The following is a 14856-nucleotide window of genomic DNA, read 5'->3' on the forward strand; positions in this document are numbered from 1 at the left end:
CCCTCAAACGAACGGGACGGCTTACCGTTATCGTTCAAGACAATGGACCGATTCACACTAGTAAACTGGTACGTGAGCAGTGGGCACGGTGGCAAGAGCAAGGATTATTCATTTTCTTCTTGCCTGCCTATTGCTCCCAGATGAACCCCATCGAAGGACAGTGGCATCAACTCAAAGCCCATGAAATTTCAGGACGAATGTTCGACAATGAATATGATTTAGCCCTTGCTGTAATCGACGGCATGGAATCACGGAGTGAACAAGGGGGATATACGTTAGAGCGTTTTAGGTTTAAATCATCCTAGCTACTTATATGAATCTTTAAAATCACAATAAGTAGAGATAGATACAGGAATAATCATTAATAACCATTACTATAAAGCAAACGAAAGGTGGTTGGGAGAGGGGATAGATTGTGAAATTCTTAAAGTTGGTGCTAGTGACTGGCAAAAAGGTCAGGTAAAAATAAAAACCACCTTATAGTTTATTCCTGATGAGCCTGAAGTAAAAGAAGTGCTAATGCAAAATGAAGAAGAAACACGAATGCGAAATGAGCTAGAAATCAGCCAATCAGAATCACCACTTGACGAGCTTCGTAAGATGATTAACTAAGAAAATCAGGATAAAAATTACTAAAAAAATCCCCTAGAGTTTCATTCATCTAGGGGGAATTGTAATTACTAATACTATTTACCGCTATAGTAAAAAGCGATTTCTTTTTCTTTCAGCGGTGCAAAGTCGGCGTCGATTAGCATCTGGTTGAGTTCTTCCTGAGGAATATGCTTAGCGCCGATGCGAACAATTCTAGAACGCATCGTATTGGATACGCCGCTGCGCTGCCGCCCAGCTTCCAGCCCCATTACTTTTGTGTATAATTCTAGTTTTGGTGTTGGAATCGGGGAACCGTCAAAATCAATTCCCTGCGCGATCGCTACATCAATCGCATCAGCGCCTGTAGTTGTTTGATTGTCTGGATTCATTGCAGCGTGGGATCGTGTTTACAAAAGCATTTTATGACTAAAACGCCCAGAATTCGCATCCCGGCAGAAGTGAGGAAGTATGTGTTTCAGCGCGATCGCTGTCAGTGCCAAAGTTGCGGCAAAACGGCGCTAGAAGCAAACCTCACGATTGACCACATCATACCGCTCTCTCGTGGCGGTTCTAATGACATCAGCAATCTACAAACCCTCTGTCTCCCCTGTAACCAGCGCAAAACCAACCATTTAGATCCTCGGTTCCGGCGTTATTTCGATCTTTAATCTAGAAAACACACCAGACTCGTTTTTAAAAATATACTGTCCGCGCATCGCTGCTAACACTCCATCATTTGGCAGACAGAAAAAAACCGCCTCTAGCATGAGTCAGGGCGGTCTTCCTAAGCAATCGGAGGGTAGATAATAGATTACGCTGATGATTTTGTATCCTACTGTAACAGCATTTACCGAATCTGCCTCAAAATTGTTTATTGATGGCTTTCTAAACCCGATTTCTATAGAAACCGAGTTTTTTTATCGGTAAACTCTTATCGTCCTGCGTAGGCATTCATCGGTTCCTTGATAAACCGGATATAAAGATGCCTAAACGTGGACTTAATCACGCGAGGCATCGCGAAGTCGATAGGCATCATGTTAGTAGGAAGTTGCCAATCCAGCACCTTTAGATCATCCGGATGCAGTTGGGGAAAGTCAATTTCCTCCACGTTTGTGCATAGTCCTAACCTCATCGAAGCCGCCATAGTAGGGACGTTGAGAGGATCTACATTGAGAATTTCCACAATCGCCCGATCCAGGGCAAATACATCAGCCGATGCCGCTAAAATCCCTAAGAAGCGAGGTTCGCCACCGCTAGGGCCGTTCCCTTCATGCCCGATAATTGCATCTAAAATTGTTAGGGTAGGATTAATTGCCCTTGCAGTTTCTACTAACATTTCCCCAAATCGGGCACTATCTTTCCCTGCTTCCATGTGCCACCAGGCTTTCATTTTTCCCGGTACGCAACCGAATAAGTTTTTGACCCCCATTGTCATCGTTAGCTGACAGTGGGATTTCAGTTTAGGCAGGTTGATTACTACATCTGCATCCATTGCTTCTTTGCACAACAACAGATGGTTGAACCCTTCGCTAACGGTTTCGTAACGCTTCCCTGTAAATTCCACTAGCGGCAAATTGAGTTCTTCCATAAGGGGAAGATAACCATTTGCCTTTGCCACACCCATCGCGCTGCCAAACGCGGGACTGTCTCCCAGGAAAGGCTTGCCACCCGCTTCCTGTACCAGTTTGGCAACACAGTGAACCAGTTCGGGACGGGTGACACATTCTTTACTCGGATGTCCGCCAGTGAGTAAATTGGGCTTGAGGAGAACGCAATCGCCTGCTTTGACAAAAGCTTTGATTCCTCCCAACGGTTCCAGCAAACTTTCCACGGATTCTCGCAATAGTTGCCGATCGTAGAAATTCGCACGAATTAAACTAACGGAAGGTTTCATGATTCTGCGTTTGTAATTGAGGATTGAGCGAATACAAGAATTTTGAATCAATTAAAGTGAGAATTGCCAGTCTCCAATTCTTGATGAAGACCTGGCAATTCCTAATCTAAAATCTCAAATTCTCAGCGATTGCTGCCACGAGTCAGGGCAGTTACCCGCTGGGCATTCGAGAAGACATCTTCTCCCTGGAGGTGAGGAATCGGGGGCTTCACCTCAACTTTGGTAATATTGGCGGTGTTAATAAAAACCGTTTCTTCAGGTAAGTGGAGAATCCACCAGGATTTATCTAAAAGCCGACGGATTTCTTGCCGGATTTCCTGCTTCGTTTCTAAGCCCTCCTCGACTGACTCATAGACAGTAAAAGATTCTGTGTGCCCATCAATATAGTGAAAAGTCAACTGGGTCAAACCATCATGACTATGCATAGAACAAGACTCCTGGTTAGAAAGTTTTGAGTTTTGGATAGATGCAAATTTTGGTGTATCTACAACTCCGGACGCTGCACTCCTGACATCGCACTCATTTCCTCCAAGTCTAAGACCTTGGCTAGTTCTTCGGAACTCATCAACTCTCGTTCTAGGACAATTTGCCGCAAGGATTTGCCAGTTTCGAGAGATTCTTTGGCAACAGCAGCCGCGTTGAGATAGCCGATGTGGGGATTGAGGGCAGTGACGAGGGCGAGGCTTCCTTCTGCATAGGCAAGGCAGCGATCGCGATTGGCGGTAATTCCTTCCAAACAACGCTGCGTTAGTACGCTTAAGGTATTGCCCAAAATTTCAATACTGTGAATCAAGTTATAGGCAATCAGCGGCATCATCACATTTAACTCTAGTTGTCCCGCTTGGGCGGCTAAAGCGATCGCTGAATCGTACCCCATCACCTGAAAACACACCATCGAAGTCATCTCTGCCATCACCGGGTTATATTTCCCCGGCATAATCGACGATCCAGGCTGTACTGGGGGTAGCTGAATTTCCTTTAAACCTGTTTTTGGCCCCGAATCCATCAGCCGTAAGTCATGGGATATCTTGACGCAATCCTGCGCTAAGTTCCGCAAACTACCGGAGACGCTGACAAAAGGTGCCATACTCTGCATTGCCGCCATCAGATGAGGGGCTGGGCGCAAGGGTTGGTCGATTAATTCTGATAATAATTGGGCAACGCGATCGCAATATTGCGGATGGGTATTTAACCCAGTTCCCGCCGCACTTCCACCCAAACCCAGCGCCATCAAATCTTCAGACGCCCTCTCGATGCGAATCATGTGTTCTGCGAGAATTTGCCCCCAAGCGCGGAAGTTTTCGCCCAGTCGTACAGGTACGGCGTCTTGCAGATGGGTTCTTCCAGATTTGACGACATCTTGAAATTCCTCAGCCTTGTTATCCAAAGTAGCGATCGCATCGGCTAAAGCTGGGTACAGTGTCCTCTCCAGCGCCACCAGCGCCCCAATCCGAATCGCCGTAGGAATTACATCGTTAGTCGATTGACCGTAATTAACATGATCGTTGGGACTGACGCGCTTGTAATTTCCTTTTTCATCGCCCAGCAGTTCCAGCGCCCGATTCGCCAATACTTCGTTGATATTCATATGGTGCGAAGTCCCCGCACCCGCTTGGTAGACATCCACGACAAACTGATCGCGGAACTTCCCGGAAAGCACTTCATCCGCCGCCTGGACAATCACCTGGCTGATGTCTTGGGGAATGCAGCCAAGTTCCCCATTTGCGATCGCTGCTGCTTTCTTAATCAGTACGCAAGCATCAATATAAGTGGGCAACGGTTTAATTCCACTAATCGGGAAATTTTCAATCGCCCGAAGCGTCTGAATGCCGTAGTAAACGTTATCCAAGATTTGGCGATCGCCCATTGAATCGCGTTCGATGCGGTAGGTTCTACCTATCTGTTCACTCATGTTAGTTGTCTATGGATTCTTTTAGATGAGATCATCCCATGTCTAGCTGGGGGATGCGATGAGTCAGTCTTCAGATTTGGCAGCATTCTTTTCTCAGAAGGATTACGCAATACCGGCGCAATCCTTCTGAGAAAAGATCCGTCTAAATCCCATTTCACCTGAAGGTCGGCACAAATAAATTGTTAGAAGTGTCTACTGACAAGACTGGTGTCACCCAGAATCTGAAATCCCAAATCTAAGATGGGATAACCCCTGCCCAGGGTTCCTAATCCTGCCCTAAGAGAGAGGGAAGCGGAGTCAATTTTTTATAGAAGAGGATATTTATCGCTCCTCCCTTGGCACCAGGTGGGTGAGAGAGAGGTTAAATAAGGATTACCGTACCGACTGCTCAAGGAAATTTTTTGTTGCCTCCAGCGGCTGAATCCTTTGCCCAGCGGTCATCTGGAATTTATCGTTCTTGCTTTGAATGTATTTTAGAAAGGGATTTACCGTCTTGATGTTGACTTATGTTATTGTTTTGGGAATCTTAAATACAAGATCCTCCTAAAGTAAGATGCAAAATTCTATGGGTCAAACTATTAGCCTCGAAGCAGAATTCTTCTTCCAGCAAGGACTACGCCAGCTTCAGTCGGCAAAATATGAAGCGGCGATCGCTTGTTTAGACAACGCCCTCAAGTGCGAACCCAATTACCCCGATGCCTTATCGCAGCGGGGTTTTGCCCTAGGGAATTTAGGTCGCCATGAAGAAGCGATCGCCAGCTTCGACAACGCCTTGTCAATTCAACCGGATGCTTCTTGGGTTTGGTTCAACCGGGGTATTGCGCTGGGGAAATTATGTCGCTACGAACAGGCGCTTAATAGCTTTGATCGCGCCATAGAATTTAACCCGGATGCTTCCGCTGCGTGGCACAACCGGGGCATTACCTTAATTGACTGGGGTTTCTATGAAAAAGCGGTCGCCAGCTTTGACCGGACCCTGAAGCTGCGTCCAGACGCCTACTGGGCATGGTACAACCGAGGCAATGCTCTTGCCCAACTCAATCATTACGAACAGGCGATTCATAGCTATGACCGGGCGATTGAGTTTAAACCAGATTCCTGCAATGCTTGGTACAACCGAGGCATTACCCTAAATGATTGGGGGCTTTATGAAAAGGCAATTTCTAGCTTCCAAAGAAGTTTGGAAATTAATTCGGAATACTACAAAGCTTGGTTCAACCAAGCCATTGCTCTAGGGAAATTAGCTCGCTACGAAGAAGCGATCGCTGCTTGTGATAAAGCGTTACAACTTCAGACTGACTACCCCACCGCTTGGTATAACAAAGCTTGCTACTATGCTTTGCTGGGCAATGTCGAGCAGACAGTCCACAACTTGCAACAAGCGATTCGTCTGAGTGAGGAAAAATATCGGGAAATGGCAAAATACGACCCAGATTTCGACGCGGTTCGCGATCAAGATTTGTTTGAGGCGCTGCTGGAAGCACCCAGGTTTTGATCCAGTTTTATTGCTCATTCCCCCTCAATGTAGGGTTGGAGACAGACCCCTCCACCCTACCTACATCTGCTGGATCGAGCTGTTCTTTTCTTTAGCGCTCGCTACCAGGTTCTTCCACTGTATAAAGTCTTGCCGCTGCTTCCGACCAAGTAAAGGGTGCTAAGTATCCTATATTGTCTACCTTGGGTTTGATTACAGGTAATTTTCCAACCGCCACAGCTGATTTTTTATAATTACCTGTTCGCCCCAGTAGTTAATTAACCATTTCCTCACAGCCATTCAAATACACGTTATAACCTTCCTTTTGGTGCATCCTAATGTCATGAATGTGCCAAGCGGGACGACAGTAGCAGACATCTCTGCGTCGCTGAACGGCAACAAATGAAGGTATCCAAACCGTCTGTATGAACGCAGCCGTTGGTAGGCGGATTGCTAGATTAAGCGGCTTTCACTAACAGGTTCTATAGACATTTTGCTGCGTGCCAAGCGGCAAGGGTATCTAGTTTCAATGCAGCAAGCGATTGAACGCGTCAGAAATAGAGGTATCCGACTGAGTGAAACGGTCGTCACTTTTGCGCTTGAGCAAGCTGGGAAAGTGACATATCGCGAACGGTGGTTGAACTGATATTTGCTCGTCCTGCGCCACACTATAGGAAACGAGTATCAACAGCGAATCATGCAGACTCTGGACAAGACTCACCCCAAACTTCAAGAACTCAAAACCCGCCTCACCGAAATCGACGACATTAATTCAGCGTCTTCCCTACTCTACTGGGATCAGGCAACCTATATGCCGCCTGGGGGTGCAGCGGCGAGAGGGCGGCAGATGGCGACTCTGCGGCAAATTGCCCATACTAAGTTTAGCGATCCAGCGATCGCGCAACTGTTAGAAGATTTGCGTCCCTACGAGGAAAGCTTGCCCTACGACTCTGATGAAGCCAGCCTAATTCGTGTTGTCAGACGCAGCTACGAGCGCGCGGTGCGAGTGCCAGCAGATTTTATGGCAAAAATGTCTCTCCACCGAACTCAGTCTTATGGTGCTTGGGCAAAAGCACGTCCGGAAAATAACTTTGCCGCTGTGCAGCCTTATCTGGAAAAAACGCTGGAGCTGTGCCGCGACTATGCCAGCTTTTTCTCTGGCTACGAGCATATTGCAGATCCGCTGATTGATGGTGCCGATTACGGGATGAAGGCTTCAACCGTGCGATCGCTCTTTGCGGAACTCCGTCAAGAACTGGTTCCAATTGTAAATGCGATCGCTTCCCAGCCGATTGTCGATGATAGTTGCTTGCACCAAACTTTTCCAGAAGACGAACAGCTAGCGTTTAGCTTAAAGGTGATCGAACAGATTGGATATGACTTCCAACGGGGACGACAAGATAAGACACTGCACCCATTTATGACCAATTTCTCGATTGGGGATGTGCGAATTACTACCCGCGTTAGAGAGAACGATCTGAATGAGGCACTGTTTAGCACCATTCACGAGATGGGACACGCCTTGTACGAGCAAGGGATTAACCCAGAATATGAAGGGACGCCTTTAGCCACCGGCACCTCATCGGGGGTGCATGAAAGCCAATCACGGCTGTGGGAAAATCAGGTGGGACGCAGCCGCAACTTCTGGAAATTCTGCTATCCGCAACTGCAAGCAGCTTTCCCAAATCAACTTAGTAATATACCCCTGGAGACATTCTACCGGGCGATTAATAAAGTCGAGCGATCGCTCATTCGTACCGATGCCGACGAAGTCACCTACAACCTCCACGTCATGATCCGCTTTGACTTGGAATTGGCGCTACTGGAAGGCAAGCTGGCAGTGCGCGATCTCCCGGAAGCTTGGAACGAACGCTACAGATCGGACTTGGGTGTTGTCCCCCCCAACGACAGCGTTGGCGTCATGCAGGATGTCCATTGGTACACGGGTAGCATCGGCGGAATGTTCCAAGGATATACTCTCGGCAACATGATGAGCGCCCAGTTTTTTGAAGCTGCACTCAAGGCGAATCCCCAAATTCCTACCGAAATCGAGCAAGGGAAGTTCAGCACTCTACATAATTGGCTGAGAGAGAATATTTACCAACATGGACAGAAATATACCGCCGCTGAAATTATCGAGCGCGTCACTGGCAATTGTTTGAGTATTAATCCCTTGATTCGTTATATTCAGCAAAAATACGGAGAAATTTACGCTTTGTGATACACAATAGCGTGAAAAGAAGCTAGGCTAGGCATAGCCTAGCCGATTCACTCTTAAGAAAGATGAACGGTGAATTAATTTTGGTTTGAGACGTACTCCTTCCACCTTCGGAAGGGCGTCACCAGGAAAAACATTTTGTAGTTTAGTCTTTGTGAATGTTATTGAACTAATCTAGGGAGTTGTCATGTCCGATTTGATTCAGGCTGTTTTAGAGAGTGATGAAAAAATCGATCTGCGCCAATTTGTGAGTGAGTTACGCCAACAGGACAAGTCGTATTTACTGAGAAACGACATTCTCAATGCTTTTTCCGAATACTGCACAAATCACCAGAAGCCTGAACATTTTGACCAATCTTCCCATTTAGGTAAATTAATTTACTACACTCAAGAAATTATTCGGGAGGATGGAAACATCTGTTTGATCGTCCGCCCAACCATTGCTTCTCAAGAAATCTATCGGTTAACGGAAGATTTAATTGTCGAACCAATGACGGTGCAAGAACTGCTGGATGTACGCGATCGCCTGGTGAATCGCTTCCATCCCCAGGAAGGCGACATCCTAGAACTCGATTTTCAGCCGTTTTACGACTATACCCCGACCATTCGCGACCCTAAAAATATTGGTAAGGGGGTACAGTATCTCAACCGTTATTTATCGAGCAAACTCTTTCAAGACCCCGGACAATGGCTGGAGAGCTTGTTTCAATTTTTAAGCGTCCATTCCTATAACAATCTGCAACTGCTGATCAACGGGCGAATTAAATCGCAGCAGCAACTTTCTAGTCGTGTCAAGCAAGCTTTGGGATTTTTGGGCGATCGCCCTTTTGAGCAAAGCTACGATGAATTTCGGTATGATTTGCAAGCAATGGGCTTTGAGCCTGGATGGGGAAACACCGCCGGACGGGTGCGGGAAACTCTAGAAATTCTTGATGAACTCCTCGACTCCCCCGATCATCAGACTCTAGAAGCTTTCCTCTCCCGGATTCCAATGGTCTTCCGGATTGTCCTCGTGTCTCCCCACGGTTGGTTTGGGCAGGAAGGTGTCTTGGGACGTCCGGATACTGGCGGACAGGTCGTTTACGTCCTCGACCAAGCCAAGAGTCTCGAACAGCAGATGCAAGAAGACCTCTCGCTGGCTGGGTTGGATGTTCTAGGTGTTGAGCCGAAAGTAATTATTCTCTCTCGCTTAATTCCGAATAGCGATGGTACTTTGTGTAACCAACGCTTAGAAAAAGTTCACGGCACAGATAATGCTTGGATTTTGCGAGTGCCTTTGCGAGAGTTTAATCCCAAAGTGACTCAAAACTGGATTTCCCGGTTTGAGTTTTGGCCTTATCTAGAAAGCTATGCCATCGACTCGGAAAAAGAGCTGCTGGCAGAATTTCAAGGTAAGCCCGACTTAATTGTCGGAAATTATTCCGACGGTAATTTGGTGGCATTTTTACTGGCGCGTCGCTTGAAGGTGACTCAATGCAACATTGCCCACGCCTTAGAAAAATCTAAATATCTTTTCAGTAACCTCTACTGGAACGACTTGGAAGAAAAGTATCATTTCTCCCTACAATTCACTGCCGATTTAATTGCGATGAATGCTGCAAATTTCATCATTAGCAGTACTTATCAAGAAATTGTCGGAACGCCGGATAGTGTGGGACAGTATGAATCTTACAAGTGTTTCACGATGCCGGATTTGTACCATGTAGTGAGCGGAGTTGAGCTATTTAGCCCCAAATTCAACGTGGTGCCGCCTGGAGTAAATGAAAATGCTTATTTTCCCTATTCGCGTACCGAAGATCGCATACCGAGCGATCGCGCCCGGATCGAGGAGATGCTCTTTACCCTCGAAGATCCGTCCCAAATTTTAGGGAAATTGGACGATCCAAACAAGCGCCCCCTCTTCTCAATGGCTCGTCTCGACCGAATCAAAAATCTTACCGGATTGGCTGAGTGTTTTGGCAAGAACGAAGCTTTACAAGAACATTGCAACTTAATTTTAGTTGCTGGGAAGTTGCGCGTTGAGGAATCAAGCGATAACGAAGAAAAAGATGAAATTGTTAAGCTTTACCAAATCATTGAAAAGTACAATCTACAAGGCAAAATTCGCTGGCTAGGCGTGCGCCTTTCTAAAACCGACTCTGGTGAAATTTATCGGGTGATTGCCGATCGCCAAGGTGTCTTTGTTCAACCAGCGCTGTTTGAAGCTTTTGGTCTGACCATTTTGGAGGCGATGATTTCTGGTTTACCGACATTCGCCACTCAATTTGGTGGCCCGTTAGAAATTATTCAGGATAAATTTAATGGATTCTACATTAACCCAACGCATCTTGAAGAGATGGCGGAAAAAATCCTGGAGTTTGTATCTAAGTGCGACCAAAATCCTAACTACTGGTACGAAATTTCTACACGAGCGATTGATCGAGTTTATAGCACTTATACGTGGAAGATTCACACAACCAAACTTCTATCTTTAGCTCGAATTTACGGCTTCTGGAATTATACTTCCAAGGAGAACCGCGAAGATCTACTGCGTTACATTGAGGCGTTGTTCTATTTAATTTACAAGCCGAGAGCGCAGAAACTGTTGGAACAGCAAATGCAGCGATAGGGAGTTTCTCCTCTTAATAAATTGGATGCTAGGGGGATCTGACGTGATTTGCATTACGTTTCGATCCCTCCAACCCCCAATTTATTGGGAGCTAAGAGAAGGTCGCAGATAACATTCTTAACCAATGTGTCTAGAGTCGGGCTTTTCCTACGCAAGAGAAGGGAAATAGAGCCTGAAGCGATGCCAATCTCACTTCAGGCAAAAGCGAAACAGTATAACTATTGGGGTTCCCAGAAGGTAATTGTTCCGTCAAAATTACCACTAACAAGAGTCTGCCCGTTTGGGGTGAATACGAGTGAGGAGATAACGTTAAAAGACCCTGTAAGAGGATTGATTACACTACCAGTTTGCAAATCAAATAAATTTAAACTGCCTTCCGATCCGCCTAATGCACTTGCAAGTATTTGATTATTCGGATGCAAAGCAACAGCATTCACGAAAACGGTGCCTGAATCCTTAATCGGTGTAGAGATGAGTTCGCCGGTTTGCAGATTCCAGATTTTGACGATTTGGTTATAAGTCTCGCTGACAAGGGTTTTGCTATCTCGACCAAAAGCGATCGCTCTGACAGCCTCTCCATTGTTGATGGTGCGGATGGGTTTGCCTGACCTAAGATCCCATAGTTGGATCGTACTGTCTTCATTCCCACTAGCGAGAGTTTTTCCATCGGGACTAAAGGCGACCATTAAATTCGACTGAGGAGATCCCTGGAAGCTATAGATCGATTTACCCGTGCGTGCATTCCACACTTCAATCTCTGCGTTCCGTGCAGTCGTGTTCCAGCTACCAATCGCAAGGCGTTCTCCATCTGGGCTAAAGGCGAGAGATTTAACGTACCAATCCCGCGTGATAGTCCGGATTACCTTGCCAGTTTTTAAATTCCACAGTTTTAGCGAGCCATCGTTGGTCGCGCTACTGCTGGCGAGGGTTTGCCCATTAGGACTAATCGCAAGTGCCCAAATGGTGTCAGTATGCCCAGTTAGGGTGCGAATTGGTTGACCCGTTTTCGGATTCCATACTTTGATCGTGCCATCATCGCTACCACTAACCATTAGCTGTCCGTTGGGAGCGATCGCGATCGCTCCCACGCTCCCTGAATGAGCCTCGATGGTGCGAATCGGTCGCACATTTTGCCAAGTGTTGGTGGGTATTTGAGCCGTTAAGGTAGATGGAATGACAGGCGGCTGAGATACTGCTTTAAACATAGGCATTGCAGAAACGCCAATCGTTGCCACCACGACCAGCGCCGTGAAAACCTTAGCGGAAATTTGCTGATTTGTCATTTTAGTAAATTGGGACACAACGCACACTACAAAAATGTGTTGCTTTACACTGAGACGTTGTTGATTTACCTGTGTGCCCAGAATCAGAAAATTTATGTAATGTTACCGTTGCAAATTTATTAGAAGTATGCAATCGCAAGGAAAGCGATCGCTCGGACTTTGCTGAATCCGGGAAATTAGCTAGAAGCTATACTCGGTCAAAGTTTAAAGATTAGTTGGAGAAAACTTAGATACCAAAAGCCCCATTCCAGAATCTGTTGTGCTACCGTAATAGGTGAGAATAAATTCGGTTGCAGTGTTTGTTTATAGTATTGATAGGTGTTTTCCTTTTGGTCTTGACAGGCTTCTCTCCGAAATTCAAATCTCTACACCCCCTTGATTTTGGAGACAATCTATGTCTATTTATGTAGGCAATCTATCCTACGAAGTTACGCAAGAAGACCTGACTGGGGTTTTTGCAGAATATGGTTCTGTAAAGCGCGTCCAGCTACCCACTGACCGGGAAACAGGTCGTCTACGTGGCTTTGGTTTCGTAGAAATGGGTACAGAAGCTGAAGAAACAGCTGCCATTGAAGCGCTTGATGGTGCTGAATGGATGGGTCGCGACTTGAAAGTTAACAAGGCGAAGCCCAAAGAAGATAGAGGCCCGTCTGGTGGTGGTGGTCGCGGAAACAACAGCTTTTCTCGCCGCTACTAAGCTTTAGAAACTAAACCTTTTTAGTTTTTCCTTGAAAAAGCTGAGACAAAAAGGGCTGAGTAATTTGTAAGCGCAATTAGTTTCAGTTACTCGTATTAAATTTAAAAAGGCTTAAGCATTATGCTTAAGCCTTTTTTTTGCAGGTATGCCTCTCAAGTGTGACGATTCAAGATGTACGTCAACGAGCGACATTTATAGCATTGGTCAAGCTAAAAGTTTCCTGGGGAAGCTAAAACTCGCTTCAATGGGTTTAAGCTTTTAGCCCAGATTTTAGTTTTTAGCTATTCAATTTAAAGTCCCTGCGTTCGCCAAATTCGGATGTTTTTGTCATAACTACCCGTTGCAATCGTCTGTCCATCTTGGCTGATAGAGAGGGAATAAATTGCACTAGAATCACCCGTCAGCGTTGTAATTTGTTTCCCAGTTTTTAGGCTCCAAATTTTAATTGTTCTATCTTCGCTACCACTAGCGAGAAACTGTCCATCCGAACTAATAGCAACTGCATAAACCATGTCTGCATGCCCTCTCAGGCGACCTTTGAGCTGCCATGTGGTCATGTCCCAAAGGTAGATAGTTTTGTCAAAACCCCCACTTATAAGTGTCTGTCCATCTGGGGTAATTGCCAAGGAATGAACCGCATTTGTATGTTTTCTCAAGGTGCGGATGACTTGACCTGTAGAGAGATCCCAAACTTTGATCGTTTTGTCCTCAGAACCACTCACGAGGGTCTGCCCATCTGGGGTAAAGGCAACAACATCAATCCCATTAGCATGACCTGTGAGGCTTAAGATTTGCTCGCCGGAAGTCAGATTCCAAATCTTGATCGTGTCGTCCTTACCTCCACTGGCAATAAACTGCCCGTCAGGACTGAAAACGACCGAATCAATGGAGCTAGAATGCCCCCTGAGAGTGCGGATTACTTGACCTGTAGCAAGATTCCAGATTTTGATTGTATTATCCTGAGATCCGCTAGCGAGAAGCTGCCCATTGGGGCTATATGCAATTGTGAAAATTGGTTTGAAATGCCCGGTAAGGGTGCCAATTTCTTGTCCGCTGGAAAGATTCCAAAGTTTGATCGTGTTGTCAGAACTGCCACTGGCTAAGGTTGTTCCATCAGGGCTGATGGCGACAGCATTTACCCAATTTGAATGCCCTCTGAGGGTGCGTTCTAGTTGAGCGTTTTCCCAAGCGTTTAAGTTCGCTACTGCAACAGAAGCATCAATTGGAGCTGCGTATGCCTTGATGTTGCTTGGTGGAATTATAACGCTCGTAGCCATGACTGTGGCGATCGCGCCTATCGTACCGACTAAAGTCCTAGTTTGAGCAGAAAACATAGAAATAACAGACGAATGGGAAGAAATTTTGCACATCTGCTGAAATATGGGCAGTAATTGCAGAATTTTACAGGTCGTTTCTTAATATAGATGGCGATACCCGCTCCGCACACTCTCTGCGGTCAGAAGCTGCATTCTGAGTAAAAATTTATCGATTTTCTGCACAGTTGAGACTCCCGATTAAACAACCAGCGCGAAAAGCACAGCGATCGCCCTAAGACTTCTAGAGCGATCGCGCTGGTTGAAAGTTCCAATTCGATACGAGGGATGCGGGTAAAAAAGGAGCGCCACCACATCCCGATGCAACAACTTCTTAGTGAGGTAGCTTGCTCAACTCAAACCAAGTGCGAGAAGCGACAATTCCATCCGCTACCAAGCCACGGGAGCTTTGGAAGCTTTTCACAGTATTCTGGGTAATTGACCCAAATATACCATCGGGAATCAACTGTAGGACTTTCTGAAGGGTTTTCACTGCCTCACCACGGCTACCTAGTCTCAGTTCCGGCATATCAACGGGGGCACCAGAGTAAAGAGCTTGCCACGTCTTAGCGCCAACAATCCCATCTTCTACTAGAAAGACGCGGTGTTGAAAAGCTTTCACGGCATTTTCGACGGGGAGGTCAAACACATCATCGAAAGGAGTGGCATAATAGCCCCAATGAGCGAGTAGTTGTTGGAGTTCTACCACTGCGCGATCGCGGGAACCTCTACGCAGAACTGGCTTTTTAATCGCATTGGTAGCAGCGGCTTGAGGAGTCATGGCTTCAAATTGATTGGTTGATTGCATGATGAATTTTCCTGGGAAGTGTTGTTTCTACTGTTCCAATCTACTGATGGCAGCCCCG

Annotated in this window: 13 protein-coding genes and 1 pseudogene; 7 read left to right on the plus strand and 7 right to left on the minus strand. The window is 46.2% G+C overall.

Annotated features, from left to right (window positions below; all coding sequences use genetic code 11):
* Window positions 1-161, plus strand: a pseudogene (locus tag NC996_RS17615) (transposase); the annotation flags it as partial.
* Between the two features lie 525 nt (window positions 162-686).
* Here NC996_RS17615 and NC996_RS17620 read toward each other — a convergent pair.
* Window positions 687-980: a DUF4090 family protein gene (locus NC996_RS17620; protein ID WP_190410805.1), complete on the minus strand. Its 294-nt coding sequence runs from the start codon at window positions 978-980 to the stop codon at window positions 687-689.
* A gap of 33 nt (window positions 981-1013) precedes the next feature.
* Here NC996_RS17620 and NC996_RS17625 point away from each other — a divergent pair, with 33 nt between their 5' ends.
* On the plus strand, window positions 1014-1259 hold the full coding sequence (locus tag NC996_RS17625) for an HNH endonuclease (RefSeq protein ID WP_190410806.1): 246 nt from the start codon (window positions 1014-1016) through the stop codon (window positions 1257-1259).
* 263 nt (window positions 1260-1522) lie between these two features.
* On the opposite strand, the gene NC996_RS17630 is transcribed toward NC996_RS17625, so the two are convergent.
* From NC996_RS17630 to NC996_RS17640, 3 genes are all read right to left on the minus strand, one after another.
* A complete protein-coding gene (locus NC996_RS17630; protein WP_190681815.1) occupies window positions 1523-2485 on the minus strand; it encodes a DUF362 domain-containing protein in 963 nt (320 codons plus the stop codon).
* A 122-nt stretch (window positions 2486-2607) separates the two neighbouring features.
* A complete protein-coding gene (locus NC996_RS17635; protein ID WP_190535628.1) occupies window positions 2608-2910 on the minus strand; it encodes a hypothetical protein in 303 nt (100 codons plus the stop codon).
* A 59-nt stretch (window positions 2911-2969) separates the two neighbouring features.
* The gene (locus NC996_RS17640; protein ID WP_190681818.1) at window positions 2970-4397 is read right to left on the minus strand and encodes an aspartate ammonia-lyase; all 1428 of its coding nucleotides are present in this window, start codon (window positions 4395-4397) and stop codon (window positions 2970-2972) included.
* Window positions 4398-4962: 565 nt separating this feature from the next.
* On the opposite strand from NC996_RS17640, the gene NC996_RS17645 reads away from it, so the two are divergent.
* From NC996_RS17645 to NC996_RS17660, 4 genes are all read left to right on the plus strand, one after another.
* On the plus strand, window positions 4963-5892 hold the full coding sequence (locus NC996_RS17645) for a tetratricopeptide repeat protein (protein WP_190525142.1): 930 nt from the start codon (window positions 4963-4965) through the stop codon (window positions 5890-5892).
* A 508-nt stretch (window positions 5893-6400) separates the two neighbouring features.
* On the plus strand, window positions 6401-6517 hold the full coding sequence (locus NC996_RS17650; protein WP_347277778.1) for a hypothetical protein: 117 nt from the start codon (window positions 6401-6403) through the stop codon (window positions 6515-6517).
* A gap of 51 nt (window positions 6518-6568) precedes the next feature.
* Window positions 6569-8092: a carboxypeptidase M32 gene (locus tag NC996_RS17655; RefSeq protein ID WP_190681821.1), complete on the plus strand. Its 1524-nt coding sequence runs from the start codon at window positions 6569-6571 to the stop codon at window positions 8090-8092.
* Window positions 8093-8276: 184 nt separating this feature from the next.
* Window positions 8277-10697, plus strand: a complete 2421-nt coding sequence (locus NC996_RS17660) for a sucrose synthase (RefSeq protein ID WP_190429972.1) — start codon at window positions 8277-8279, stop codon at window positions 10695-10697.
* Between the two features lie 218 nt (window positions 10698-10915).
* Here the strand turns inward: NC996_RS17660 and NC996_RS17665 are convergent, their stop codons facing one another.
* Window positions 10916-11980, minus strand: coding sequence for a WD40 repeat domain-containing protein (locus NC996_RS17665; RefSeq protein WP_190681823.1), 1065 nt, complete (start codon window positions 11978-11980; stop codon window positions 10916-10918).
* A 394-nt stretch (window positions 11981-12374) separates the two neighbouring features.
* Here NC996_RS17665 and NC996_RS17670 point away from each other — a divergent pair, with 394 nt between their 5' ends.
* On the plus strand, window positions 12375-12677 hold the full coding sequence (locus NC996_RS17670) for an RNA-binding protein (protein WP_190410814.1): 303 nt from the start codon (window positions 12375-12377) through the stop codon (window positions 12675-12677).
* A gap of 290 nt (window positions 12678-12967) precedes the next feature.
* Here NC996_RS17670 and NC996_RS17675 read toward each other — a convergent pair whose 3' ends face one another.
* Window positions 12968-14011 carry a WD40 repeat domain-containing protein gene (locus NC996_RS17675; RefSeq protein WP_242037429.1) on the minus strand — a complete coding sequence of 348 codons (1044 nt, stop codon included), beginning with the start codon at window positions 14009-14011 and terminating at the stop codon, window positions 12968-12970.
* A gap of 313 nt (window positions 14012-14324) precedes the next feature.
* Entirely contained in the window at window positions 14325-14798 is a 474-nt protein-coding gene (locus NC996_RS17680) for a peptidoglycan-binding protein (RefSeq protein ID WP_242029116.1), read from the minus strand.
* Window positions 14799-14856 lie beyond the last annotated feature (58 nt).

This window comes from Trichocoleus sp. ST-U2 (genome assembly GCF_039961875.1).
Classification (GTDB): Bacteria; Cyanobacteriota; Cyanobacteriia; order Cyanobacteriales; family FACHB-T130; genus FACHB-T130.

Excerpts from the sequence above, each read along its gene's own strand:
- NC996_RS17655 (WP_190681821.1), top strand. The coding sequence starts at position 6,569 with ATGCAGACTCTGGACAAGACTCACCCCAAACTTCAAGAACTCAAAACC.
- NC996_RS17675 (WP_242037429.1), bottom strand. The coding sequence starts at position 14,011 with ATGTTTTCTGCTCAAACTAGGACTTTAGTCGGTACGATAGGCGCGATC.
- NC996_RS17625 (WP_190410806.1), top strand. The coding sequence starts at position 1,014 with ATGACTAAAACGCCCAGAATTCGCATCCCGGCAGAAGTGAGGAAGTAT.
- NC996_RS17680 (WP_242029116.1), bottom strand. The coding sequence starts at position 14,798 with ATGCAATCAACCAATCAATTTGAAGCCATGACTCCTCAAGCCGCTGCT.
- NC996_RS17660 (WP_190429972.1), top strand. The coding sequence starts at position 8,277 with ATGTCCGATTTGATTCAGGCTGTTTTAGAGAGTGATGAAAAAATCGAT.
- NC996_RS17635 (WP_190535628.1), bottom strand. The coding sequence starts at position 2,910 with ATGCATAGTCATGATGGTTTGACCCAGTTGACTTTTCACTATATTGAT.
- NC996_RS17665 (WP_190681823.1), bottom strand. The coding sequence starts at position 11,980 with ATGACAAATCAGCAAATTTCCGCTAAGGTTTTCACGGCGCTGGTCGTG.
- NC996_RS17620 (WP_190410805.1), bottom strand. The coding sequence starts at position 980 with ATGAATCCAGACAATCAAACAACTACAGGCGCTGATGCGATTGATGTA.
- NC996_RS17650 (WP_347277778.1), top strand. The coding sequence starts at position 6,401 with ATGCAGCAAGCGATTGAACGCGTCAGAAATAGAGGTATCCGACTGAGT.
- NC996_RS17645 (WP_190525142.1), top strand. The coding sequence starts at position 4,963 with ATGGGTCAAACTATTAGCCTCGAAGCAGAATTCTTCTTCCAGCAAGGA.
- NC996_RS17670 (WP_190410814.1), top strand. The coding sequence starts at position 12,375 with ATGTCTATTTATGTAGGCAATCTATCCTACGAAGTTACGCAAGAAGAC.
- NC996_RS17630 (WP_190681815.1), bottom strand. The coding sequence starts at position 2,485 with ATGAAACCTTCCGTTAGTTTAATTCGTGCGAATTTCTACGATCGGCAA.
- NC996_RS17640 (WP_190681818.1), bottom strand. The coding sequence starts at position 4,397 with ATGAGTGAACAGATAGGTAGAACCTACCGCATCGAACGCGATTCAATG.